Annotated in this window: 23 protein-coding genes; 14 read left to right on the top strand and 9 right to left on the bottom strand. The window is 67.6% G+C overall.

The annotated features are described in order from the left end of the window. Positions 1-15: 15 nt before the first annotated feature. Both A5747_RS25625 and A5747_RS00410 read right to left on the bottom strand, forming a co-directional pair. Positions 16-138 (bottom strand): hypothetical protein, encoded by a 123-nt coding sequence (locus A5747_RS25625; protein WP_255376683.1) that lies wholly within the window; start codon positions 136-138, stop codon positions 16-18. A 36-nt stretch (positions 139-174) separates the two neighbouring features. Beyond that, a complete protein-coding gene (locus A5747_RS00410) occupies positions 175-1,041 on the bottom strand; it encodes a helix-turn-helix domain-containing protein (RefSeq protein WP_076121354.1) in 867 nt (288 codons plus the stop codon). 122 nt (positions 1,042-1,163) lie between these two features. Here A5747_RS00410 and A5747_RS00405 point away from each other — a divergent pair, with 122 nt between their 5' ends. From A5747_RS00405 to A5747_RS00385, 5 genes are all read left to right on the top strand, one after another. Continuing rightward, positions 1,164-2,216, top strand: coding sequence for a zinc-binding dehydrogenase (locus A5747_RS00405; RefSeq protein ID WP_076121352.1), 1,053 nt, complete (start codon positions 1,164-1,166; stop codon positions 2,214-2,216). After that, positions 2,213-2,626 (top strand): nuclear transport factor 2 family protein, encoded by a 414-nt coding sequence (locus A5747_RS00400; RefSeq protein ID WP_076121350.1) that lies wholly within the window; start codon positions 2,213-2,215, stop codon positions 2,624-2,626. Before A5747_RS00405 ends, A5747_RS00400 begins: the two co-directional genes overlap by 4 nt. Further along, complete coding sequence (locus A5747_RS00395) at positions 2,627-3,442, top strand: SDR family NAD(P)-dependent oxidoreductase (protein ID WP_076121348.1); 816 nt, start codon at positions 2,627-2,629, stop codon at positions 3,440-3,442. Between the two features lie 244 nt (positions 3,443-3,686). Next, positions 3,687-4,979: a sodium:proton exchanger gene (locus A5747_RS00390; RefSeq protein ID WP_076121611.1), complete on the top strand. Its 1,293-nt coding sequence runs from the start codon at positions 3,687-3,689 to the stop codon at positions 4,977-4,979. Positions 4,980-5,038: 59 nt separating this feature from the next. Further along, positions 5,039-5,857, top strand: a complete 819-nt coding sequence (locus A5747_RS00385; RefSeq protein ID WP_076121346.1) for an SDR family oxidoreductase — start codon at positions 5,039-5,041, stop codon at positions 5,855-5,857. 13 nt (positions 5,858-5,870) lie between these two features. Here the strand turns inward: A5747_RS00385 and A5747_RS00380 are convergent, their stop codons facing one another. From A5747_RS00380 to A5747_RS00370, 3 genes are all read right to left on the bottom strand, one after another. Next, the gene (locus A5747_RS00380; RefSeq protein WP_369804958.1) at positions 5,871-7,445 is read right to left on the bottom strand and encodes a flavin-containing monooxygenase; all 1,575 of its coding nucleotides are present in this window, start codon (positions 7,443-7,445) and stop codon (positions 5,871-5,873) included. Next, complete coding sequence (locus A5747_RS00375) at positions 7,442-9,250, bottom strand: NAD(P)/FAD-dependent oxidoreductase (RefSeq protein WP_076121342.1); 1,809 nt, start codon at positions 9,248-9,250, stop codon at positions 7,442-7,444. The genes A5747_RS00380 and A5747_RS00375 overlap by 4 nt, the downstream gene beginning before the upstream one ends. A 66-nt stretch (positions 9,251-9,316) precedes the next feature. Further along, positions 9,317-9,943 (bottom strand): TetR/AcrR family transcriptional regulator, encoded by a 627-nt coding sequence (locus A5747_RS00370; RefSeq protein WP_076121340.1) that lies wholly within the window; start codon positions 9,941-9,943, stop codon positions 9,317-9,319. Between the two features lie 75 nt (positions 9,944-10,018). On the opposite strand from A5747_RS00370, the gene A5747_RS00365 reads away from it, so the two are divergent. Continuing rightward, complete coding sequence (locus tag A5747_RS00365; protein WP_076121338.1) at positions 10,019-10,636, top strand: TetR/AcrR family transcriptional regulator; 618 nt, start codon at positions 10,019-10,021, stop codon at positions 10,634-10,636. Here the strand turns inward: A5747_RS00365 and A5747_RS00360 are convergent. After that, positions 10,626-11,141 carry a DUF417 family protein gene (locus tag A5747_RS00360; RefSeq protein WP_076121336.1) on the bottom strand — a complete coding sequence of 172 codons (516 nt, stop codon included), beginning with the start codon at positions 11,139-11,141 and terminating at the stop codon, positions 10,626-10,628. The two genes, A5747_RS00365 and A5747_RS00360, sit on opposite strands and share 11 nt — an antisense overlap. A 125-nt stretch (positions 11,142-11,266) precedes the next feature. Beyond that, entirely contained in the window at positions 11,267-11,737 is a 471-nt protein-coding gene (locus tag A5747_RS00355) for an SRPBCC family protein (protein WP_076121609.1), read from the bottom strand. Between the two features lie 55 nt (positions 11,738-11,792). On the opposite strand from A5747_RS00355, the gene A5747_RS00350 reads away from it, so the two are divergent. From A5747_RS00350 to A5747_RS00335, 4 genes are all read left to right on the top strand, one after another. Continuing rightward, positions 11,793-12,614 (top strand): mycofactocin-coupled SDR family oxidoreductase, encoded by an 822-nt coding sequence (locus tag A5747_RS00350; RefSeq protein ID WP_076121334.1) that lies wholly within the window; start codon positions 11,793-11,795, stop codon positions 12,612-12,614. Between the two features lie 141 nt (positions 12,615-12,755). After that, positions 12,756-15,041: a cation-translocating P-type ATPase gene (locus A5747_RS00345; RefSeq protein WP_076121332.1), complete on the top strand. Its 2,286-nt coding sequence runs from the start codon at positions 12,756-12,758 to the stop codon at positions 15,039-15,041. Positions 15,042-15,082: 41 nt separating this feature from the next. Continuing rightward, on the top strand, positions 15,083-16,474 hold the full coding sequence (locus tag A5747_RS00340; protein ID WP_076121330.1) for an alpha/beta hydrolase family protein: 1,392 nt from the start codon (positions 15,083-15,085) through the stop codon (positions 16,472-16,474). Positions 16,475-16,712: 238 nt separating this feature from the next. Continuing rightward, positions 16,713-17,522 carry a polysaccharide deacetylase family protein gene (locus A5747_RS00335; protein WP_076121329.1) on the top strand — a complete coding sequence of 270 codons (810 nt, stop codon included), beginning with the start codon at positions 16,713-16,715 and terminating at the stop codon, positions 17,520-17,522. Here the strand turns inward: A5747_RS00335 and A5747_RS00330 are convergent. Continuing rightward, the gene (locus A5747_RS00330) at positions 17,509-17,955 is read right to left on the bottom strand and encodes a MarR family winged helix-turn-helix transcriptional regulator (protein ID WP_076121327.1); all 447 of its coding nucleotides are present in this window, start codon (positions 17,953-17,955) and stop codon (positions 17,509-17,511) included. The two genes, A5747_RS00335 and A5747_RS00330, sit on opposite strands and share 14 nt — an antisense overlap. A 75-nt stretch (positions 17,956-18,030) precedes the next feature. Between A5747_RS00330 and A5747_RS00325 the strand changes: the two genes are divergently transcribed. From A5747_RS00325 to A5747_RS00315, 3 genes are all read left to right on the top strand, one after another. Next, positions 18,031-18,975, top strand: a complete 945-nt coding sequence (locus A5747_RS00325; RefSeq protein ID WP_076121325.1) for a PHB depolymerase family esterase — start codon at positions 18,031-18,033, stop codon at positions 18,973-18,975. A gap of 66 nt (positions 18,976-19,041) precedes the next feature. Further along, positions 19,042-20,328, top strand: a complete 1,287-nt coding sequence (locus tag A5747_RS00320; RefSeq protein WP_139333275.1) for a lipase family protein — start codon at positions 19,042-19,044, stop codon at positions 20,326-20,328. A gap of 9 nt (positions 20,329-20,337) precedes the next feature. Further along, a complete protein-coding gene (locus A5747_RS00315; RefSeq protein WP_255376684.1) occupies positions 20,338-20,964 on the top strand; it encodes a TetR/AcrR family transcriptional regulator in 627 nt (208 codons plus the stop codon). A gap of 3 nt (positions 20,965-20,967) precedes the next feature. Here A5747_RS00315 and A5747_RS00310 read toward each other — a convergent pair whose 3' ends face one another. Further along, on the bottom strand, positions 20,968-21,576 hold the full coding sequence (locus A5747_RS00310) for a TetR/AcrR family transcriptional regulator (RefSeq protein WP_076121319.1): 609 nt from the start codon (positions 21,574-21,576) through the stop codon (positions 20,968-20,970). Between the two features lie 68 nt (positions 21,577-21,644). Between A5747_RS00310 and A5747_RS00305 the strand changes: the two genes are divergently transcribed. Next, entirely contained in the window at positions 21,645-22,475 is an 831-nt protein-coding gene (locus A5747_RS00305) for an alpha/beta fold hydrolase (RefSeq protein ID WP_076121317.1), read from the top strand. Positions 22,476-22,490: the final 15 nt, after the last annotated feature.

Genomic DNA, 22,490 nt, shown 5'->3' with positions numbered 1-22,490 from the left:
AGGGGGCACGCGGCGTCAGAAGCGGGGACGACTGCGCGGCCCCTGCTTCAGCAGCGCCCGCGGCCGCTCGCCCAGGTCCGACTGCTCGGCGCCGACGACAAAGCCGGCAAGGTCATCCACAACGTAGTTATGTGCCACGACTTTTCGCCTTCCGCGCGTCGGTACCTCCCTACGCTAGACGGCGCGAGTTGCCGCTGCCTCCTGCCGTTGGGATTCGCTGATGGCCGACGTTTCAGCGGTGAGCTTTTTCCCGATCGCTTCGATCTGCCGCGCCGTGAGGGGGCACAACGGATGCACGGCCACCATGAGGGCGGCGCGCCCGCGATGGTCGAAAACCGGTGCGGCGACGGTTACCACGGGCTGTTTGCGGCGGCCGGGGTTGTCGTCGGAGAGAAAGCCGATGGTGGTGAACTCCACGAGCAACTGGTCCAGGATGTGTCGCACCGGCATCGGCATTTCGTTGCTGTCCAACGTGCCCACCACCTGGACGGCCTGTGCTAGCGCCGGCGTTGTCCAGTCGACGTCGAATCCGCGGTCGCGGGTGTGCTCCAGCACGCGTTCCAGTCGCCGCGTGCGATCGTCGTTGCTGCCGGCGCCCCGGCGGATCCATGCGCGCTGTTCCTCGTCGGTGTCCCAGGCCGCGAGCGCCACGCCGAACGGCGGGGCATACGGGATGCGATCACCGGGTATGCCCGACGGCTGGGTGGCGGGGTCCCCCTCGAAGGCCGTGACCACAAGCGAATCGCCGAACCGTTCGACCACGGAGCCGGCGTAGCCGACCTCGCGGGAGAGTCGTAGCGCCGCGGAACGCGCGGCATGGGCGAGGGGCCGGGCGGCGTCCATCCGCGCGCTCACCACCGCCAGCGCGGGTCCCAGCGTGAAGGTCTTTGCGACCGGATCGCGGCTGGCCCACCCACGATCACACAGCGTCTTGAGGATCGCGTGTGCCGTCGCCTGGGTGAGATCGAGCTCGCGCACGACGTCGGAGAATCGCAGCCGCGCGTTGCCGGACCGGGCCAGGAGCTCGACAACGTCGAGCACCCGGGCGGTCGGTGCCGACGACGACCCGCGAATGTCTTGACTCCTTCGCGACGGGATTCCTACAGTTGTAGCGAACATTCGAGATTATATGTCGATTATTCGAGAAATGTGAGAGGTTCGCCTTGCGCGCTGCGGTGCTCAGAGACGGGCGATTGGAGGTCCGCGAGACGCCGGACCCCCGGCCCGGGCCGGGCGAGCTACTGCTGCGGACGCTGAGCACCGCGATCTGCGCGTCGGACGTCCATTTCATGGACCATCCGGAACTCGCCATCGACGACCCGACCGGCCGCTCGCTGTATGACACGGACCGCGATATCGTGCTGGGCCACGAATTCGTCGGCGAGGTGATCGGGCACGGGGCCGGCTGCACCGACCAGTTCGAGGTCGGCTCGCGGGTGACGGCGATGCCGGTCCGACTGGTGGACGGCGGGGCCGGCGGCATGCGGATCATCGGCCAGCATCCCGAGGCGCAAGGCAGTTTCGGTGAGCTGCTGGTGGTTTCGGAGGTGGCAGCCAAGCCGGTCACCGGCGACGTCTCCAGCGATGCCGTCGCGCTGACCGATGCGTTCGCCGTCGGCGAGTTCTACGTCAGGTCCGCGCAGCTGCGTGAGGGCGAGGTCCCCGTCGTCATCGGCGCCGGAGCGATCGGGCTCTCGGCCGTCGCCGCATTGGCCAGTCGCGGTATCGCACCGATCATCGTGGCCGACTACAAAGCCGACCGCCGCGAACTCGCCCGCGACCGCTTCGGTGCGCACGTCGTCGTCGATCCCGCCGAGAAGTCACCATTCGACGCGTTCAGGGACGTTCGCGCCGAACACGGCTTGCCCGGACCGGCGGTCGTGTTCGAATGCGTCGGCGCGGCCGGGCTCATCCAGACGATCGTCGAGTCCGCAGAGATGGCGACCCGCATCTATTGCGCGGGCGGCTGGTACACCGGTGACACGCTGGACATCACCACCGCGACCCGTCAGGGCGTCACCATTCAATTCGGCGGCGGCCCCCACCCGCAGGACTGGTACGGAACGCTGGATGCCATCGCGTCCGGACGGCTGGACCCGCTGCCCAGCATCGGCAAGATCATCGGCCTCGACGACGTGCCGGCCGCGCTCGACCTGGCCCGCAAGTCCGACGGCCCACCGCGCATCGTGGTCCACCCGAACGGAGACGTCGCGTGACCGAACGTGAGGACCGCCAAGACATTTCGGATCTGCTGGTGCGCTACGCCACCGGGATCGACCGTCGTGACTGGCCGCTGTTTCGTACCGTGTTCACCGACGACTGCGAACTCGACTACGGCGAGATCGGCAGATGGAACGGAGTCGACGCCGTCACGGAGTTCATGGACACGACTCACGCGATGGCGGGTCATACCCTTCATCGCCTGACGAACCAGGTAATCGCGGTCGACGGCGACAAGGCCTCGGCCCGCACCTACGTCGATGCGGTAATCATGTTCGGCGACAACCAATCCGGCGTCAACGCGTGGGGTTTCTACGACGACGAGATCGTCCGGACCGCCGAAGGGTGGCGCATCGCGCGGCGCCGCTTCACCTCCGTACGTGTCGCCGCGGTGGGGAGCAACTAGATGACATTCGCAACCAAGTACGGGCCGTGGGCACTCGTCGCCGGTGCCTCCGACGGCGTCGGCGCGGCGTTCGCCGCGGGCCTTGCCGAGCGCGGCGTCAACGTCGTGCTGCTGGCGCGACGCCAGGCGGTGCTCGAGCAGGTCGCGGCCGAGATCAGCTCGCGAACATCCGTCCAAACCCGAACCCTTGCGGTCGATCTTGCGGAACCCGACGCGGCAGCGGCGATCGCGGCCGCCACCTCCGACCTGGAGATCGGCTTCCTCGTGTACTGCGCGGGTGGCGACCCGAATTTCCAACCGTTCCTTGCTAATCCGATCGAGGCCGCCGAGGCGATGGTGCATCGCAACTGCATGATGCCGATGCGGCTCTGCCACCACTTCGCACCCGCCATGGTCGAGCGAGGCAGCGGCGGAATCGTGATCTTCGGGTCCGGCGCCGGATTCGCCGGCGGACCGAACATGGTTGTCTACGGCGCCTCCAAGGCGTTCGACATGGTCTTCGCCGAAGCGCTCTGGGCCGAACTGCACGACAAGGGTGTCGACGTCCTGGGCCTGATCCTGGGCAAGACCAACACGCCGGCATTGCGGCAACTCGAATACAGCCGCGGCCAGATCGACTCACCCGACGCACTCCCGCCCGGCGCGGCCGCCGTGGAGGACGTCATCGCCGAGGCGTTCGACAACCTCACCAACGGGCCCACCTGGATCGTGGGCGAAGACATGCGCGCCGCCCAGCAGATGATGGCCTCGCTGACCCGCAACCAGCTCGTCGATCTCTTCACCCAGGCCGCCGCCGCGGCGATGGGACCCGGATAGCGAGCCATCGGTGGTGCAAAACCGCACCACACACACCACGCGCAGGTTTGCCAAAATTACGGATCAGCGTGTCCGAACTTTTTATTTACCCGACTGGCCAGCAAAGACTGCCGATGGGGCGCGTTGCCTCACTCGTCCGCGACGTTGCTGGCGCGGACACCGTCGGGTAGTTTTGGAAAGCAGTTCGCCCGGCCCGCGAGCCGAAGTAAGACCAGTGATCGGCACCTCCGGACCGAAGGATGACATGCTCGCAACTGGCAGGCCGCCTGCCCGCGCCGCGACGGCGGCACGCTCGCCGCGCCGCACGCTGACCCGCTCGGCTGTCCTCACCACGCTGTTCATCGTGCCGGCGGTAGTGGTGCGAATCGTCGGCCTGCATCCGGACCCCGTCGCCGCCCTGCTGATTTTCGGGGCCGCGGTGGTGGCGGCCAGTTTCGTCCTGGCGTGGGCGGCCGAAGCCGCGCAGATCGATGTTTCCGGCGGGCTTGCGATCGCGATCCTGGCGTTGATCGCGGTGCTGCCCGAGTACGCCGTCGACCTCTACTACGCGTACGTCTCCGGCCACAATCCGGACTACACCCAGTACGCGGCGGCCAACATGACGGGATCCAACCGGCTGCTGATGGGCCTGGGCTGGCCGGTCGTGGTGCTGGTCAGCATTGCGGTGGCACGCAAAGCCGGCGTTGCCAAGGCTGCCGCCTTGCGGCTGGCACCGGCCAATCGCGTCGAACTCGGCTTCCTGCTGATTGCGGGTGTGATCGCTTTCGCGATACCCGCGATCGGCCAAATCCACCTGGCTCTCGGGCTGGTGCTGTTGGCCTGGTTCGGCTTCTACCTCTACAAAGTCAGCCACGGCGAGGTGGAAGAGCCCGACCTGATCGGTACCGCCGCCGCGCTCGGTGGGCTGCCCGACCGCCGTCGGCGGATCACCGTCGTCGGCCTCTTCGCGGCGTCCGGCGCGGTAATTCTGCTGTGCGCCAAACCATTCGCCGACAATCTCGTCGCGGCGGGCACCGAGTTGGGCGTCGACCGCTTCCTGCTGGTTCAGTGGCTCGCCCCCTTGGCCTCCGAAGCGCCCGAGTTCATCATCGCGACCATCTTCGCCGCCCGCGGCAAGGGCACGGCGGCCATCGCCACGCTGATCTCGTCCAAGGTCAACCAATGGACGCTGTTGATTGGATCCTTGCCGGTGTCGCACCTGCTGGGGGGCGGCGGATTCTCCCTGGAGCTCGACTCCCGCCAGATCGAAGAGGTGCTCCTCACCGCCACCCAAACCCTGATGGGCGTCGCCCTCATCCTGGCGCTGCGCTTCCACCGGGCGGCGGCCTGGGCGCTGCTGGGGTTGTTCGCCGTCCAGTTCCCGATCGCCTCGACCCAGGGCCGGTTGTTGCTTTGCGTTGTCTACACGGTGGTGGCCATCGCGGGGCTGATCATCAATCGCCACCACCTGGCTGCCACCATTCGGGCGCCGTTCATCGGGAAGGCCATCCGCCACGGCGGTCACCCTTCGTTGGAGGGTTCCGGAGCCGCGACCTAGGAGGCGCGATCTCTTGGATACCATCGCGCCTGACTAGCAACGACTCGGATGGAGCGGCCGTGGCTCGAGAAGTGTTGACCGTCATCGGCGTGGGCGGCATGGGCCAAGCGATTGCACGGCGCCTGGGTGCCGGCAAGACCGTGCTGCTCGCCGACTACAGCGACGAAACGCTGGTGGCGGTGGCCGAATCGCTGACCGCGGACGGCCATCACGTCGAAAGCCGCAGCGTCGATGTCGCGTCGGCGGAATCCGTGCACGGGCTCGCCGAGTACGCGGCGTCGCTCGGCAGCGTCACGCAAGTGGCTCACACCGCCGGGCTGTCCCCGTCGCAGGCCCCCGCCGAAGCGATCCTGGCCGTCGACCTGCTCGGCGTCGCGCTGGTTCTCGACGAGTTCGGTGAGGTCATCGCACCGGGCGGCGCGGGCGTCGTGATCGCCAGCATGGCCGGCCACATGTTCCCGCCGATGGGCGCCGACCAAGAGCGTGCGCTCGCCCACAACCCGCCCAGCGAGTTGCTGCAGCTGGACTTCATCAGCGGCATCACGGACCCGAACCTTGCTTATCCAATAGCCAAGCAGGCCAACCACATTCGCGTCCGCGCCGCCAGCGCCCACTGGGGACGGCGGGGCGCCCGCATCAACTCGATCAGTCCCGGCGTCATTTCCACACCCATGGGCCAGCAGGAGCTGGCCTCTCCCGTCGGTGACGGCATGCGAGCGATGGTGGCCATGTCAGCGACCGGTCGCCTGGGAACTCCGGAGGACATCGCCGCCGCCACCGCGTTTTTGCTGGGGCCGGACGCCTCGTTCATCACCGGCACCGACCTGCTCGTCGACGGCGGGGTCATCGCCGCAATCAAGGCGGGCAGCGCCAGCTAGGAAGTCACCGATCTCAGTCGGCCGCGCCGGCAAACGCGCGCTGTCCCGCGTCCGCCTGCGGCCGGCGACCCGGGGCCGGCCCGGTGCGGTGCACCCAGTCCCGCGGCCGCAGCCGCCAGGTGCGCCGGGCGTACTCCAGCTCGGTGTACGGCCATTGGGTGACGATGCGTCCCGTGGGCGAACGAAAGTAGCTGTCGCACTGCGTCCAGATGGTGCGCTCGAGGTCCGCGGAAAGCCGGTCGTTGTAGCGCTTTTCGGCCTCCGGGTGCACATCGACGTATCCGCCTCGGCGCGCCACCCTGCTCACCGCGCTGGCCACTAGGCGCGCTGCCGCCTCCAGGATGTAGACGATCGAGTTGCCGCCCTGGTTGGTGTTGGGGCCATAGAGCATGAAGAAGTTCGGGAATCCACCGACGGCCACACCCAAGTAGGCGCTGGGGTCGGATCCCCACCGTTCGTGCAGACTCTGCCCGCCGACCCCGATCACGTCGATGCCCGCGAGGTAACTCGACGTCTCGAATCCGGTGGCCAGCACGATCGCATCGACGTCGACGGCGTCTCCGGCCGCGGTGAGCACCGACGTCTCGGTGATGCGCTCGATGGGGTCGGTGACGAGCTCGACGTTGGGCTGCTGCAACGCGCGGTAATAGTCGTCGCCCAACAGGACCCGCTTGCAGCGGAAGGGATAATCCGGTGTCAGCGCGCGGCGCAAGCGCGCGTCGTCCACGGTGCGCTCCAGGAACGATGTCGCGACGTGTGAGCGGGCCGCCACGATCGGGTCGTCGGCAAACGTGGCGGTGTTGTCGTGCTGGAATTTCCAGATCTGCCACCGGGTGCGACGCATCGCCACCGGGTTGCGCCGAAATCGCGCCAATTCGCTTGCGCTGTAGGGACGGTCGTCCTTGGGCACCATCCACGGCGGCGTGCGCTGAAACACAACGAGGCGGTCGGCGATCTTGGCCAGTTCGGGAACGACCTGCACTCCGCTGGCGCCGGTGCCGATCACCGCGACCTGCTTGCCCGCCAACTCGATGCCGTGATCCCATCGTGCGGTGTGCATCAGCGCACCGTTGAAGTCGGCGACGCCTTCGATGTCGGGAAGCTTGATGCAGCCGAACAGGCCGACCGCGCAAACCACGGCGTCGGCCGACACGGTTGCGGTCTGCCCGGCGCGGTCCACCTGGCAGTCCCACCGCCAGGTGTCGGCATTCCAGCGCACCGTGCGCACCCTGGTGCCGAGCATCAGGTGGCGCCGCAAGTCGAAGTTGTCGGCGACCGACTCCAGGTAGGCCAGAATCTCCGGCTGCCGGGCGTAGGTGCGGCTCCAGGATTTGTTGGGCGCGAACGAAAAAGAATACAAGTGGCTCTGGATATCGCAGGCGGCGCCGGGATAGGTGTTACGGCGCCAGGTCCCACCGATGCCGTCGTCGGCCTCGATGATCACCAAGTCGTCGATGCCGGCACGGCGCAACGCCACCGCCGTGGCGAGGCCGCCGAAACCCGCGCCGATGATCGCGACCTTCGGAGAGCGTCGACGCCGAGTCGCCGCTCTGATCCGCCCGACGACGTAGCGTCTGCGACGCGTCACCACGCGTCCCCCGGACCGCGAATCTCGAGGCCGTCCAAATCCCCTGCGGCGCGCCACTTCTCCAAGATGTCGGCGTACTCCGTGGGTGCGCCGAAGAAGAAGCTGCCCTGCCGGGTCTTGGCGTCCGCTTTTCCCTCGCGGTTGTAGTAGCCGGGCGTGCACGTCCTGGCGCGCTCGGCGCTTGCGACCGACCGGGCGACGACCGTGTCCACCCAGGCGGCCTCGGCGCCGGGTGACGCCTCGACTTCGATGGCATCGTGTTCCAGGGCCCACGCGATGATCCATGCAACGTGGGTCGCCTGCACGTCGAGCAGGTAGGGAAAGTTCACCGTGAGGCCCGCCTGGGCGATGCTTTCGATGAAGCAGTTCGGAAAACCGTTGGCGCACAGCCCCTGAAACGTGCGGACGCCGTCGTCCCACCGTTGGGTCAGCGTGACGCCGTCGCGGCCGATCAGCTCGAACCCGGTGCGGCGGCAGTAGTCGGTGCCCACCTCGAAACCCGTTGCGAAGATGAGACAGTCGAGGTCGTACGAAACCCCGTCGACGACGACGCCGGACTCGGTGATGCGTTCCACTCCGCGGCCCCGGGTGTCCACCAATGCGACGTTGTCGCGGTTGAACGCTTGCAGATATTCGTCGTGAAAGCAGGGCCGTTTGCAGAAGTACCCGTACCAGGGTTTGAGCGACTCAGCGGTGACGCGGTCGACGACGATGTCATCGACGCGCGCCCGGATCTCCTCCATCTTGGCGAAGTCGGCGATCTCGATGTCACGGGTCCGCTGTTCGGGGTCGGCCGCCCCTTGCAGGTCACTGCCGTCATGGCGCATTACCGGAAGTTTGCGGGTGATGCTCGTCCAGGCATCGGCGACGAGGTCTTCAGGTGCCTGCCCGCCGGCCGTCAGGATCTGGAAGTTCTGAATCCGCTCGCGCTGCCAGCCCGGCTGTAATGTGCTGGCCCACTGCGGATCCGTGGGCCGGTTGGCCCGCACGTCCACCGACGAGGGTGTGCGCTGGAAGACGTAGAGCCGCTGCGCGGCCGCGGCCAAGTGCGGCACACACTGGATCGCCGTCGCGCCGGTACCGATGATCCCGACACGCTTACCGGCGAGATTCTCCAGCTTCGCGCCGGTGTAGTCGTAGTCCCACCTGCTGGTGTGAAACGCCTTCCCGTTGAAGGCGCCGATCCCCGGGATGCCGGGCAGCTTGGGTTTCGCCTGATACCCGTTGGCCATCGATACGAACCGGGCCCGCATCTCGTCGCCCCGGTCGGTGCGGATGATCCACCGCGAACTTGCTCCGTCCCAACGGATCTCGTGCACATCCGTCTGTAGGCAGGCATCGCGGTACAGGTCGTAGCGCTCGGCGATGCGCTGGCAGTGCGCGAAGATCTCGGGCCCCTTGGCGTATTTTTCGGTGGGGACGTAGCCGAGCTCCTCCAGCAGCGGCATGTACACGTAGGACTCGACATCGCAGGCGATGCCCGGATAGCGGTTCCAATACCAGGTGCCGCCCACGTCGGCCGCCCTGTCGATCAACCGGATACTTTGCACGCCGAGTTGACGCAGCCGTACGCCGGTCAGCAGCCCTCCGAAACCCGCACCGATGATCGCCACATCCACCTGGTCGCGCAGCGGCTCGCGCGCGAACGTGCCGTCCACCCAGGGGTCGTCGCCGAACCGGGCGAACTCGCCGGCGATCTCCACATACTGGGCAATCCCGTCGGGCCGGAGCCGCCGGGCCCGCTCCGCGGCGTATTTCTGCCGCAGGGCATCGACGTCGAACGCGCACCCCACGGTCTCGGTCAAGGTCTCGGCTCCGCTCTAGGTGAGCCCGACTCTATAATCAATCGCTTGATCATATCAAGCAGATCGCTACGACCGACCAAACAGCGCGCCCCTGACCAGCACCTTGGCCGAACTCAGGGCGGCCTGGTACTCCTCGGCCGAAAGGGTGGCGGCCAGCTCCGTCAGTCCGTAGACGAGCGCATAAATCGCCTCGACGGTGGCTCGCGGGTCGGGGCTGTCGGCGAGCTCGCCGCGGCGGTCTGCCTCGTCGACCATGCCCCGGATAATCTCGCGGAACGTCTCGAAGCCGGTATTTTGCGCTTCCCGCTCACCCGAAGCCATGACGTTTTCCGCCCGGATCGCCCATTCGAACGCGGCGAGGTCCGGGTACTCGCGCATCAGTTGTCCGCACTCGTCGAGCACCGCTTCGATTCGGTCGATGACATTGCCCGGGCGTTGCGCGGCCTGCCGCAGGCGGGGCATGGACGCGTCGGCCCGGGCCGAGATCGTTGCCTTGATCAGTTCCGATTTGTTGGGAAAGTAGTGATACAGGCTGCCGCTGGTCATGTCGGCCGCGCGGGCGATTTCGCGGATCGTCGCTTGCGAATAGCCGACCTCGCCCACGCAGCGCATCGCCGCGGTGATGATTCGTCGGCGAGTCTGCTTGGCGTTTGCGCCCACCGGACGCCCGAGCTGCGACGGCGTGGCGGTCATGCACCTCCGCGGGAGCCGGAAGTCGTTGGTCGGTCGAATATATTCGACCACATATCAGTGAGGACCCGACCCACCATGACCCGAACACAGCTGGGCCGCCCCGTGGGCGCCAGTGGCGAGGAAACGCGCCGGCGGATCATCGTCGCAACCATGAGGTGTGTGGCCGAGGTCGGCTACTCGAAGGCGACGATCCGCGAAATCGCCCGCGCGGCCGACATGACCAGCGGCAGCCTGTATCACTACTTTCCGAACAAATCCGAACTGCTCAATGCGACCGGCGAGGAAATCGAGCAGATCGTGTCGCACCGGCTGCGTGCCGCCGCCGCAGACGGCGATCACGTCGTAGATCGGCTCGATGCGGTGCTCGACGAGTACGGACAGTTGATGCGCGACTATCCCTACCTGACCGCCTTCTTGCGGGCGATGCGAGCCCAGGGCAACGCGCAGGTGCGGCGCGGGGGCCCAAAATACCCGGGTTCCAAGGCCTTACGCGACATCGTCACCGGGATCATCGAGGATGCCCGGGCGCATGGGATGCTCGCCCCCGACATCGGCACGGCGGCCACGGCGGAGACCATCTGCGCGCTGGCGCGTGGTCTGTCGGAGCAAGCCGGCACTTTGTCGCCGACGGACTATGACGACACGGTGGACTCGGCGAAAAAACTAATCAGGGGAACGCTTTTCAAGCGCTGATGCGGGCGCGCTTACCGCGCGAAGCGGGCACGGCCGCAAGCGAATCGCCCAGGGTCCACACGGCAACTCCGATCAGCACAAGATCCTTGAGTAGAAATTGGCCGGGTAGCGCCGACAGGACGGGAAGGCCGGCGGCGTGGTGCGCGACCACGCCCGGGGTGGTGAACAAAAAGCTCAGCGTTCCCAAGAACAGCACCACCGCCAGCGTGCTGCCGGCCGCCGAGGCCCGCGGCGATAGCGGCCGCAGCGCAATGAGAAGCGCGGCAACGATTTCCATCGTCCCCAGGCCCCGTGCGACGGCGGTGGCGCTGAGGACGTCGTAGATCCAGCTCATCAGCGGGCTGTGCTCGATCAGCACCCGGGATTCCATCTTCACGTACTTTCCGAACCCGATCCAGGTCAAGACCACTACCAGCCCGTAACGGCTGATGAGCTGTCCCCAGCTGGTCAGCGATTGCGCCACCGGGCGAGATGTTGCGCCAAGGATCGGGCTGTTGTCGGTCATCGAGGAGCGTCCTTCCGGGCATAAATGCTGAGAGCAATTGTTCCTAGAGGACACGATTGGCGACACGATTGGGTTCAGTGACCCAATCGGTCGAGATGAGTTGCAGCCCGGAGATCCGGCCTGGCCTATCCGGCGTAGCGGTCGCGCAGGTTGGCCAGCGTCTTCTCTATACCCGTCGCATTGGCCTTCCGGAAACCCATCCGTTCGTAGTACTTCAGCTTGTTCTTGAGCGCACCGGCGTCGCGATAGTCGAACGTCTCGGTGACCCGGGTCAGGGTCGGCGAAAGCGCCTCGAATTCCCAGCGCCAGCGGTGTCCGAGCGGGTGCCGCCATTCGACCACTTCGTTGGGCTTGAGTTCGGTGATCGTGCTGGTGATGCGGTAGGGCAGGCCGTACATCCTCATCTTCGTCGAAAACTTCGATCCCTCAACGAGTTGCGGCGGCACTTCGATGTTGTCGCGCACCGTGCCCGAGCCGTCCAGCTCGGGGTGGCGCCGGGGATCGGCGGCGAGCGCGTACAGGTCGGCGGCCGGCGCGGCGACTTCGACTCTGCGGCTCACCTGTCGGGGTCCCCGGTCGACGATCGTGACGGTCATGACGTCCTCCTTCCGGCTGTCCGGCAGCGCCAGGTCGAGGCTACGCTTCGGACCGATGAGCCAGTCACTCTCGGGGAAAGTCGCGCTGATCACCGGCGCCGCACGCGGACAAGGGCGGGCACACGCGGTGCGACTCAGCGCCGAAGGCGCCGACGTCATCGCCCTCGATATCGCCGGACCCTTACCCCCCAGCGTTCCCTACGATTCGGCGACCCCCGATGATCTGGCCGAAACGGCCCGGCTGGTAACCGCCAACGGCCCGCGCGTCATCACCGCGGCCGTCGACATCCGCGACGTCGACGCGCTCACCGCCGCCGTCGACAACGCGGTCGGTGAGCTCGGCCGGCTCGACATTGTTGTCGCCAACGCCGGCATCTGCAGCCCGGCGCCCTGGGATCACATCACCCCCGCCGCCTTCCGCGACACCATCGACACGAACGTGACCGGTACGTGGAACACGGTGATGGCGAGCGCTCGTCACATCATCGACGGAGGCCGCGGCGGCTCGATCGTCCTCATCGGCTCGGCCGCCGGCATCAAAATGGAGCCGTTCATGGTGCATTACGTGGTGAGCAAGCACGCCGTCACCGGGATGGCGCGCGCCTTTGCCGCCGAGCTCGGCCGCCACGGCATCCGCGTCAACAGCGTGCATCCCGGGGCCGTCGCCACACCCATGGGCGGCGGCCGGATGCGCGACGCAATCCGATCCGCCGCCGACACCTATCCGTACCTGCGGGGCCTGAACAGGCCACTGTTGCCCGAAGGCACCGCCCAGCCCGAGGACATCGCCGACGCCGTCGCCTGGTTGGCGTCCGACCAATCCAGATTCGTCACCGGCACCCAGGTGTCGGTCGACATGGGCGTTTCCTACTGCTAAATCCTCGCCGGGCACAATCGTGGTTGACCTCAGTGAGTGTCGCCGACCGACGCACTATTGGGCGCCGCGCGCCGGCCCTAACGGGAATACCGCGCTGCATCCGAGGTTATACCCCTATGGGGTATATGCGGAAGGAGCTTCATGACCACCAGCGAATACCGGCTGACCGGGCGCCACGGCGGGCAGGCGCGCATTATCGAGCTGGAAATCGCGGGAATGACCTGCGCCTCGTGCGCCATGCGCATCGAAAAGAAACTGAACACTCTCGACGGCGTCACCGCGTCGGTCAACTACGCGACGGAGAAGGCCACCATCACCGTGCCCGCCGGGTTCGACCCGCGGTCGCTGATCGCCGAGGTCGAGAAGACGGGCTACCGCGCAGCCCTGCCGCCACCGCACGACGAACCCGCGACGAAGTCGAGGGGTGACGACGCCGAGCTGGCCTCGCTTCGCACCCGCCTGATCGCCGCAACCGTGCTCGCCACCCCGGTGATCGCCATGGCGATGATCCCGGCGTTGGAGTTCCGCTACTGGCAATGGGCATCACTGGCGCTGGCCGCGCCCGTCGTCGTCTGGGCGGGCTGGCCGTTCCACGCGGCCGCGTGGGCCAACCTCAAACACGGCGTCGCCACGATGGACACCCTCGTGTCGATCGGGACCCTGTCAGCGTTCGTTTGGTCGCTGTATGCGCTGTTCCTGGGTGCCGCGGGGGAACCGGGCGTGCGCCACCGCTTCGAATTGACCGTCAGCCGTGGCGACGGCGCCGGCAACATCTATCTCGAAGTCGCCGCGGGCGTGACGTTGTTCGTGCTGGCCGGCCGCTACTTCGAAAAGCGCTCCAAGCGGCGCGCGGGGGCGGCGCTGCGCGCCCTGCTGGAGCTCGGCGCCAAGGACGTCGCGGTGCTGCGCGACGGGTCCGAGAGTCGCATCCCCGTCGACCAACTCGTCGTCGGCGACGTGTTCGTGGTGCGGCCCGGCGAGAAGATCGCCACGGACGGGATCGTCGTCTCGGGCTCCTCAGCCGTGGACGCCTCGATGCTCACCGGCGAGTCCGTCCCCGTCGAGGTCGGACCCGGCGACACCGTCACCGGCGCCACCGTGAACGCCGGCGGCCGCCTTGCCGTGCGCGCCACCCGGGTCGGCGACGACACCCAGCTCGCGCAAATGGCCCGGCTCGTCGAGGCGGCCCAATCGGGCAAGGCCGAGGTCCAGCGGCTCGCCGACCGGATCTCCGGCGTGTTCGTCCCGATCGTCATCGCTATCGCCGTGGCCACCCTCGCGGGTTGGCTTGGCGCCGGATTCCCGCTGAGTGCGGCATTGACGGCCGCCGTCGCGGTGCTCATCATCGCCTGCCCCTGCGCGCTCGGGCTTGCGACACCGACCGCGCTGCTGGTCGGAACCGGTCGCGCCGCGCAATTCGGCGTCCTGATCAAAGGACCCGAAATGCTGGAATCCACCCGCAGGGTCGACACGATCGTGCTCGACAAGACCGGCACCGTGACCGCCGGCAAGATGACGCTCGTCGACGTGATCACCGGACCACACACCGACCGCCGGACGTTGTTGGCCTACGCCGGCGCCCTGGAAGACGCCTCCGAGCACCCCATCGCACGGGCGATCGCCGACGCGGCAAAGGGGGAACTCGGCACGCTCCCGGCAGCCGAAGACTTCGCGGGCGTGGAGGGCAAGGGTGTCCGGGGAGTGGTCGACGGCCACGAGGTCGTTGTCGGGCGGGAGAGCCTGCTGGCCGATCGAGCACAGCACCTCGACGCGACGTTGTCGGCGGCGAAGGCCCACGCCGAGGCCCAGGGCAAGACCGCCGTCGCGGTCGGCTCGGACGGCCACGCCCGCGGCATCCTGGTGGTCGCCGACACCGTCAAACCGACCAGCGCCGAAGCCGTCTGGCAGTTCAAACGCCTCGGGCTGACGCCGGTGCTGCTGACCGGCGACAACCAGACGGTCGCCGAGCGCATCGCCGATGAGGTCGGCATCACCCACGTCATCGCCGACACGATGCCCGCCGACAAGGTCGCCGCCGTCAAGCGTCTGCAATCCGAGGGCAGGGTCGTCGCGATGGTCGGCGACGGAGTGAACGACGCCGCCGCGCTGGCCGCCGCCGATCTGGGGCTGGCGATGGGCACCGGCACGGATGTGGCGATCGAGGCCGCCGACCTCACGCTGGTGCGCGGCGACCTGCGCGTTGCCGCGGACGCGATCCGGCTCTCCCGCCGAACGCTGGCCACGATCAAGACCAACCTGTGGTGGGCCTTCGGCTACAACGTCGCCGCGATCCCGCTGGCCGCGCTCGGACTGCTCAATCCGATGTTCGCCGGCGCCGCGATGGCGTTCTCCAGCGTCTTCGTCGTCGGCAACAGCCTGCGGCTGCGCGGCTTCGCTACCACGATCGACGACGTCGATATGGGATAGTTGGTGTCCTCAACCTCCGGATCTAGCGAAGGTCGCGACTGTTGAGTCACTTCTTCGGACAGCTCTCGTTGCTGCGCGGCTGGTTCCCGGTCGCGGTGCAGGCGATCGCGCTGCTCGTGGCCGTCACCGCCATCGGAGTGCGCAGGCGGCGCTGGCGCAGCTGGGCATTGCCGGTGGCGCTGGGCGTCGCGGGCGCGGCGACGGCGCTGTCGTACTGGTACATCACGTCGCTGGGGGTGGCCGGCGACCCCGCGCCCGTGTCGCTGTGGCTGTGGCTGGCCATGAGCGGACTCGCGCTGGCGGTGCTTCTGCTGGGCTGGCCCGGGGCCCGGTGGTGGCGGCGCGTGCTGGCGCTGCTGGCCGTTCCGCTGTGCGTGTTGTGCGCGGCCCTGGCCGTCAACGGGTGGGTGGGTTACTTCCCCACCGTGCTCGCCGCATGGAATCAACTCACCTCGGGACCGCTGCCCGATCAGATCGACCGGCTCCGGGTGACCGAGATGCAGGTGGCGGGAACCAAGCCCGCCAAAGGCGTTGTCGTGCCGGTGAATATCAGCGCCGACGCGTCGCACTTCCCCCATCGCGAGGAACTGGTGTATCTGCCCCCGGCATGGTTCAACAGCAATCCGCCGCCGCGGCTGCCGACGGTGATGATGGTCAGTTCGGCCTTCAACACGCCCGCCGACTGGCTGCGTCCGGGCGGCGCCTTCACCACCATCGACGACTTCGCCGCGCGCCATCACGGATTCGCCCCGGTGCTGGTGTTCGTCGATCCCACCGGTTCTTTCGACAACGACACCGAGTGCGTCAACGGCACCCGCGGCAACGCCGCCGACCATCTGACAAAGGACGTCGTGCCGTTCATGGTCTCGAACTTCGGCGTCAGCGCCGACCGCGCCAATTGGGGCGTCGCCGGGTGGTCGATGGGCGGGACCTGCGCGGTGGACCTGGCCGTCATGCATCCGGACATTTTCAGCGCGTTCGTGGATATCGCCGGCGACCGCGCTCCCAGCATCGGGAGCAAGGACCTCACGGTCGCCAAGCTGTTCGGCGGCAACGCCGCCGCCTGGGCCGCGTACGACCCCATCACCGTCATGAACAAACACGGGCACTACACCGGGGTTTCGGGGTGGTTCGACATCCCGTCGTCCTCGGACGCGCAAAACATGGCCGAGGCGACCAATCCCGCGCTCGCCACCGCCCGCACCGACCCGTCCGCCAACCCCGAAGGCCAGGACGCCGCCGCCAAAGCGCTGTGCGACGCCGCCTCCGGCCACGGCATCAGCTGCGCGGTGGTCACACAACCGGGCAGGCATGACTGGCCGTTTGCCGCGCAAGCGTTCGCCGCGGCGCTGCCCTGGCTGGCCTCGACGCTGGGCACCCCCGGCGTCGAGCCCGTGCAGCTACCACAACGGGGCGGCGGCGAGCCGCATTAGTCCACGCTGCGGGCCCGCGACCCCTTCCGCCGGCAATTCACAGCTGACTCTCCCGTACCGGATCCGACATATTGGCGCTGGCAGTGGTACGGTTCGCTGCTGTGGTGGCTGCGCAGTTCGGCAAGACGGGCGTCTCGCGCGCCCGCGTGCCCGCCACAATCGACCTGCAGAGAATCGGGTCGGGTTACCAACCTCGAAAGCTGCGCGGCCGGGTTTGTGAGACCGTGCCATGTTTGAGATGAATCGCCGTCGTTTTCTGGGGTCGCTCGCCGCGGCGACCGTAGCCGGCGTGGGCGCGGCCCGTCTGGTGGTCGATCCCCAGCCGCGAACATTTGCTCAGGCGCCCGCAGCGTCCGTGGCGACGTCGGGCCCGACCGCCCCGGCGGCCCTGTTGCCGCCCCCGCCACCGAGCGCTCGCATTCCGCTGCCCGGTGGCGGAGCGCTGATGAAGCTTCCCGGCGAGGGCGACTTGCTGGCGCTGACGCTGGACGACGGGGTCAGCAGCGAAGTGGTCCGCGCCTACACGCAGCTCGCCAAGGACACCGGCGCACGAATGACCTTTTTCGTCAACGGCGTGTACGACTCGTGGACCGAGAACCTGAAGATGCTGCGGCCGCTGGTTGATTCGGGGCAGATACAGCTCGGCAACCACACCTGGTCGCATCCGGATTTGACGACGCTGAACCAAGGCCAGATCGCGGAACAGCTCACACGCAACGACGAGTTCCTGAAGAAGACCTACGGGGTCGGCGCGAAACCGTACTATCGGCCGCCCTATGCGAAGCGCAACGCCGCCGTCGACGCCGTGGCCGCCGAGCTCGGCTACACCGTTCCGACCTTATGGTCGGGTTCGTTGTCGGATTCCACGCTGATCACCGAGGAATACATCCTGAAGATGGCCGACGAGTACTTCACGCCGCAGTCCATCGTCATCGGTCACCTCAACCACTTGCCGGTCACGCACGTCTATCCGCAGTTGATCGACATCATCCGCGATCGAAACCTGCGCACCGTCACGCTCAACGACGTTTTCCTCAGGACTCCGTAGCGGACAGCAACGTCAGCAACGTCTCACGGAATTCCGCCAGCCGGCGCTCACCCAACACCTGTTGCCATCGTTTCTCGAGTTCGATTGCGCTGGAACGCATCACACGCAGCGCTTGCCGACCGCGCGGTGTCAGCTCGATGATGCGGGCCCGCGCGTCGACCGGATCGGGAACTCGACTGACGTAGCCATGTCGCTCCAGCCCGGCTACTGCCTGGGCCACCGCCTGCCGGCTCACCCTGAGTCGCTCCGCGAGATCCGAGGCATGCAGTCCGCCGGCCGCAAGCGGCACGAGTGCGACCGATTGCGCCGGGCGGATCCCGTCGAGTCCCGCTGCAGCGAACGCCGCTCGCAAGCGGGGCGCCCCGGACGCCGTCACCAGGTTCACCAGTGCCGGCACGGTCGGCTCCCACTGGGAACCCGCAGCGCGTCGCATGGTCCTAGAGTCTGCCACCCGCATGAGATTGACAAGTTGCTTGTCAAATTCCGGTTCGGCTGACACGATGGGGCCATGCGATCTCGACGCGTTCGGGTACTGGGCGGGTGTCTCCTTCCGGCGTTGGTCATCGCGCTCGGCGGCTGCCTCGGTGGCGGGCACGCGTCGGGAACGCCGGGCGCACAGTCGATCCCGTTGGGACAGTCCACTCAAACCATCCAGTCGGGCGGGGTGAGCAGAACCTTTCACCTGTACCGGCCGCAGGGGTTGTCCGACGGCGTACCGCTAGTCGTCATGCTGCACGGCGGCTTCGGCAACGGCGCGCAGGCCGAGCGCTCCTATCACTGGGACGGCGAGGCGGACAACGGGCGTTTCCTGGTTGCCTACCCCGACGGCCTCAACCGCGCTTGGAACGCCGGAACGTGTTGTGGCGAACCCGGACGCGACAATGTCGACGATGTCGCATTCATCGGCGCCATGGTCAGAGCGATCGAGCAGCAGATCCCCGTCGATCGCGCACGCGTCTATGTCACGGGCATGTCGAACGGGGCCATGATGGCCCTGCGACTGGGCTGCCAGACCGACACCTTCGCCGCGATCGCGCCCGTCGCCGGCACACTGCTGACGGACTGCTCGCGAGCGCGGCCGTCGTCCGTCCTCCAGATCCACGGCACCGCCGACGACCGGGTCCCCTACAACGGTGGACCCGGGAAAGCGTTCGCGGCCAACGGGAATCCGCGCGTCGACGGCCCGTCCGCGGAATCGGTCAACGCGACCTGGCGTTCCATCGACTCGTGCGGACCGCCGAATTCCAGCACCGCCGGAAGCGTGACGACGCAGACCGCCGGCTGCCCCGACGGGCGCACCGTCGAGCTGATCTCGGTCGCGGGCGCGGGTCACCAGTGGCCGGGCGGCGAGCCGAGCCCGCTGGCGGAAAGGGTGGCGGGCCTCCCGGCGCCGTCGACGGCGCTCGACGCCACCGACACCATCTGGCAATTCTTTGCCCAGAGCCATCGCTGACGACCGATCTCTAAAAAGTTAGAGAAATGCTCTTCCCCGGGGCCGCTGCGTTGTTACCGTTTCGTGATGCGTCGGGTAGGGGGAGTCCTCGCTGTCCTGCTGGTGATCGGTTTTGCATTTGTCAGCCCCGGACTCGCACGGGCCGACGGCGACGAACCGCAGTACGCGGAGTTCTACACCCCACCGGATCCCCTGCCGCCGGGCCAGCCGGGTGACCTGATCCGCACCGAGCCGTCGCGGCTGGTGCTGGAGCCGTCGGGTCAACTGGGCGCGATCATGGCCACTGGCACGCGAATCATGTACCGCAGCAAAGACACCCACGGCAATCCGATTGCGGTCACGGGTACCTACTTCGAGCCGTATAACGACTGGCCGGGCGGCGGCCCGCGGCCGTTGATCAGCTACGCGCCCGGCACGCAGGGCCAGGGCAACCAGTGCGCGCCGTCGCGAATGTTCAACCAGGGCATCCACTATTCGGGTGGCTGGGACATCATGTTCAACTACGAGGAGCTGTTCGTCGCCACGATGGTCGCCCGCGGTTTCGCGATCGTGATGACCGACTACGAGGGCTTGGGCACCCCGTCGATGCACACCTACGTGGGCCGGGTGGCCGAGGGGCAGGCCGTGCTCGACGCCGCGCGGGCAGCGATGCGCCTGCCGGGAACGTCACTGGATCCGCATGGGCCCGTGGCCTTTTGGGGCTATTCGCAGGGCGGCGGTGCGGTCGCGTCGGCGGCCGAACTGGCGCCGTCCTATGCCCCGGAGCTCCATATCGTGGGCACCTACGCCGGCGCCCCGGTGGCCGACCTCAAGGAACTGCTGCCCTACGCCGACGGCAGTGCCCTGGTCGGCGTGGTGGGCTACGCAATCAACGGCGCGATCGCCACCTACCCCGAGAATGCCGACGCGATCCGCTCCAAGCTCACGCCGCGAGGTTTGGCCATGCTCGAATCGGCCTCACGCCAATGCGTCGGACAAACGATCCTCGATTTCATGTTTCGCCACCTGCAGCCCTACTTCAACGACAACGTCTGGAAGGTCATCAACGAGGAGCCGTTCAGCAGCATGTTGGATGAGCAGCACGTCGGACGCTACAAACCCAACGCGCCGGTGTTGATCAACAGCAACCGCTACGACCCGTTGGTGCCGTGGACCGCGGCCAACCAGCTTGGCCGCGACTGGTGCGCTCAGGGTGCCGACGTGGAATTTCGCACCAACGAGGAACCGCCATTCCTCAACAAGCTCGTGGTCAACCACGCCCTGCCGATGCTCGTCGATGGTGAACCGGCGATGCAGTGGATCGCGGCGCGCTTCAACGGAGAACCCACCGCGCCCAACTGCGGCCAGTTCTAGACTGGTCGCATTGCTGCACGTAGAAAGCACAACGCGCCCGAACGGCGCCGTCAGCTCACCGACGCCGCGATAGAGCTACTCGGCACCGACGGGGTTCACGGCGTCAGCCACCCCAAGGTCGACGAACGCGCCGGGGTGCCCGACGGCACCACATCGTTCTACTTCCGGACCCGAAAAGCGTTGCTGCACGCGGTCGCAACTCGGCTCAACGAACTCGACGTCGCCGATCTGTCGTTGCTGACCGAACTCGCGGGCGACCGGCCGACCGAATTCGCCGGCACCGCGGGCCTGGCCCGCATCGTCATGTATGTCGCCACCGAGCCCTGGCTCACCCGCGCCAAGGCGCGCTACGAGATCATGTTGCTGGCCAGCCGTGATCCCGAACTGGCGGCCACCCTCAACGAGTCCGCGGAGGGGCTCTACGCGCTGGCGCGCGACGTTGTCGCCCAATGGCACCCGGCCGACAGCGTCCCGGATCCCGCACTGGTCGAGGATCAGGCCATCGCCACCATGACGTTCATCAACGGGGTGATGATGACGTTCGTTGCGGGCCGCCCCGCGGTCGAAGGTCCCGAACACCTCGACCGGCTCATCCAGGGAGTCATCGCGGGAGTCGCGCACGTTCGCCGCGACTGACCGTCAACGCTCGTCCAGCATGGCGTCGATGAGCCGGTGCAGCACCTGCCCGGTCTCCCGCCGCGCGCGTTTCGGGTCGTCGGCGGTGGCGATGACCATGGCGGCCTCGTCGAGCGCGCCGACCAGGATGTGGGCCAACGGCCGCATCGGTTGCTTGGCCAGCTGCCCGGCCCGGACGGCCTCGGTGAGCAGCTGCTCGGTCATGCCCAGGCTGTACCGCTGGGCGACGTCGCGAAAGGCCGGCCAGCCCAGCACGCTCGGCGCGTCGAGCAGGATCAGCTGGCGCACCTCGGGATCACCGGAGACGTCGAGCCAGGCGTCGACCGCGGCCCGGATCGCGTCCGCGGGCGTCGCCGCCCCCGACTCGGCGACCAGCGTGGCCATCCGGGCCATCACATCCTGCTCCACGGCCTCGACGACCTCGCCGAAAAGCGTTGCCTTGTCCGCGAATTGGTGGTACATCGCGCCCCGGGTGACGCCGGCCGCCGCGGCGATCTCCGGCGTCCCCACCTCCGCGTAACCGCGCCGGCCCCACAGCTTGCGGGCGGCCGAGATCAGCGCGTCGCGGGTCGCCGCGGAGCGCTCCTCCTGAGTGCGTCTCTTGATTTCCATACAGCCTGTTGGTAACTTACGAACAGACAGCCTGTTTGTAAGTATACCGTTCGAGGTAGGAGTTATCCATGTCGACGATCGACATTAGTGCGGGAACCATCCACTACGAAGCATCCGGACCCGAGAATGGCCGGCCCGTCGTGTTCGTGCACGGGTACATGATGGGCGGCGATTTGTGGCGCCGGGTCGGCGAACGATTGGGTGATCGCGGCCTGCGCTGCATCGCCCCCACCTGGCCGCTGGGCGCGCACCCCGAGCCCCTGCGCCCCGGGGCCGATCGGACGATCAACGGCGTCGCCGGCATCGTCGCCGAGGTGCTGGCCGCCCTCGAACTCGAGGACGTGGTGCTGGTCGGCAACGACACGGGCGGCGTCGTCACCCAACTCGTCGCCGTGCACCACCCCGAGCGGCTCGGAGCGCTGGTGCTCACGAGTTGCGATGCGTTCGAACACTTTCCGCCGCCGATCCTCAAGCCGGTGATTCTGGCCGCCAAGTCCAAGGCGACGTTTAAGACCGTGGCCCAGGCCATGCGCGTGCCGGCGGCACGCAAGCGCGCGTTCGACGGCCTTGCGCACCGCAACATCGACGAGCTGACGGAGGCGTGGGTGCGCCCGGGGCTATCCGACCCGGCCATCGCCGAGGACCTGCGTCAGCTCACCCTGTCGTTGCGTACGGAGGTCACCACCGGGGTGGCCGCGCGGCTGCACGAGTTCGACAAGCCCGCGCTGATCGCCTGGTCGGCCGATGACATGTTCTTCGAGCTCGGCGACGGCGAACGACTGGCGGCGACCATTCCCAACGCGCGGCTCGAGGTGATCGAGGGCGCGCGGACGTTCTCGATGGTGGACCAGCCGGATCGGCTGGCCGACCTGCTGTCGTCGATCGCGGTGCGCGCCTAGCGGGCCGGCGCGCGT

Source organism: Mycobacterium sp. IS-836 (assembly GCF_001954275.1).
Taxonomy (GTDB): Bacteria; Actinomycetota; Actinomycetes; order Mycobacteriales; family Mycobacteriaceae; genus Mycobacterium.
The sequence above is the reverse complement of the archived record's forward strand: the minus strand, read 5'-3'. Positions and strand labels throughout refer to the sequence as shown.

Coding starts and splice junctions, on each gene's coding strand:
- A5747_RS00395 (WP_076121348.1), top strand. CDS start 2,627: ATGACATTCGCAACCAAGTACGGGCCGTGGGCACTCGTCGCCGGTGCC.
- A5747_RS00330 (WP_076121327.1), bottom strand. CDS start 17,955: ATGCGACGCGCTGCGGGTTCCCAGTGGGAGCCGACCGTGCCGGCACTG.
- A5747_RS00355 (WP_076121609.1), bottom strand. CDS start 11,737: ATGACCGTCACGATCGTCGACCGGGGACCCCGACAGGTGAGCCGCAGA.
- A5747_RS00370 (WP_076121340.1), bottom strand. CDS start 9,943: ATGACCGCCACGCCGTCGCAGCTCGGGCGTCCGGTGGGCGCAAACGCC.
- A5747_RS00350 (WP_076121334.1), top strand. CDS start 11,793: ATGAGCCAGTCACTCTCGGGGAAAGTCGCGCTGATCACCGGCGCCGCA.
- A5747_RS00310 (WP_076121319.1), bottom strand. CDS start 21,576: ATGGAAATCAAGAGACGCACTCAGGAGGAGCGCTCCGCGGCGACCCGC.
- A5747_RS00335 (WP_076121329.1), top strand. CDS start 16,713: ATGAATCGCCGTCGTTTTCTGGGGTCGCTCGCCGCGGCGACCGTAGCC.
- A5747_RS00345 (WP_076121332.1), top strand. CDS start 12,756: ATGACCACCAGCGAATACCGGCTGACCGGGCGCCACGGCGGGCAGGCG.
- A5747_RS00325 (WP_076121325.1), top strand. CDS start 18,031: ATGCGATCTCGACGCGTTCGGGTACTGGGCGGGTGTCTCCTTCCGGCG.
- A5747_RS00365 (WP_076121338.1), top strand. CDS start 10,019: ATGACCCGAACACAGCTGGGCCGCCCCGTGGGCGCCAGTGGCGAGGAA.
- A5747_RS00320 (WP_139333275.1), top strand. CDS start 19,042: ATGCGTCGGGTAGGGGGAGTCCTCGCTGTCCTGCTGGTGATCGGTTTT.
- A5747_RS00360 (WP_076121336.1), bottom strand. CDS start 11,141: ATGACCGACAACAGCCCGATCCTTGGCGCAACATCTCGCCCGGTGGCG.
- A5747_RS00390 (WP_076121611.1), top strand. CDS start 3,687: ATGCTCGCAACTGGCAGGCCGCCTGCCCGCGCCGCGACGGCGGCACGC.
- A5747_RS00305 (WP_076121317.1), top strand. CDS start 21,645: ATGTCGACGATCGACATTAGTGCGGGAACCATCCACTACGAAGCATCC.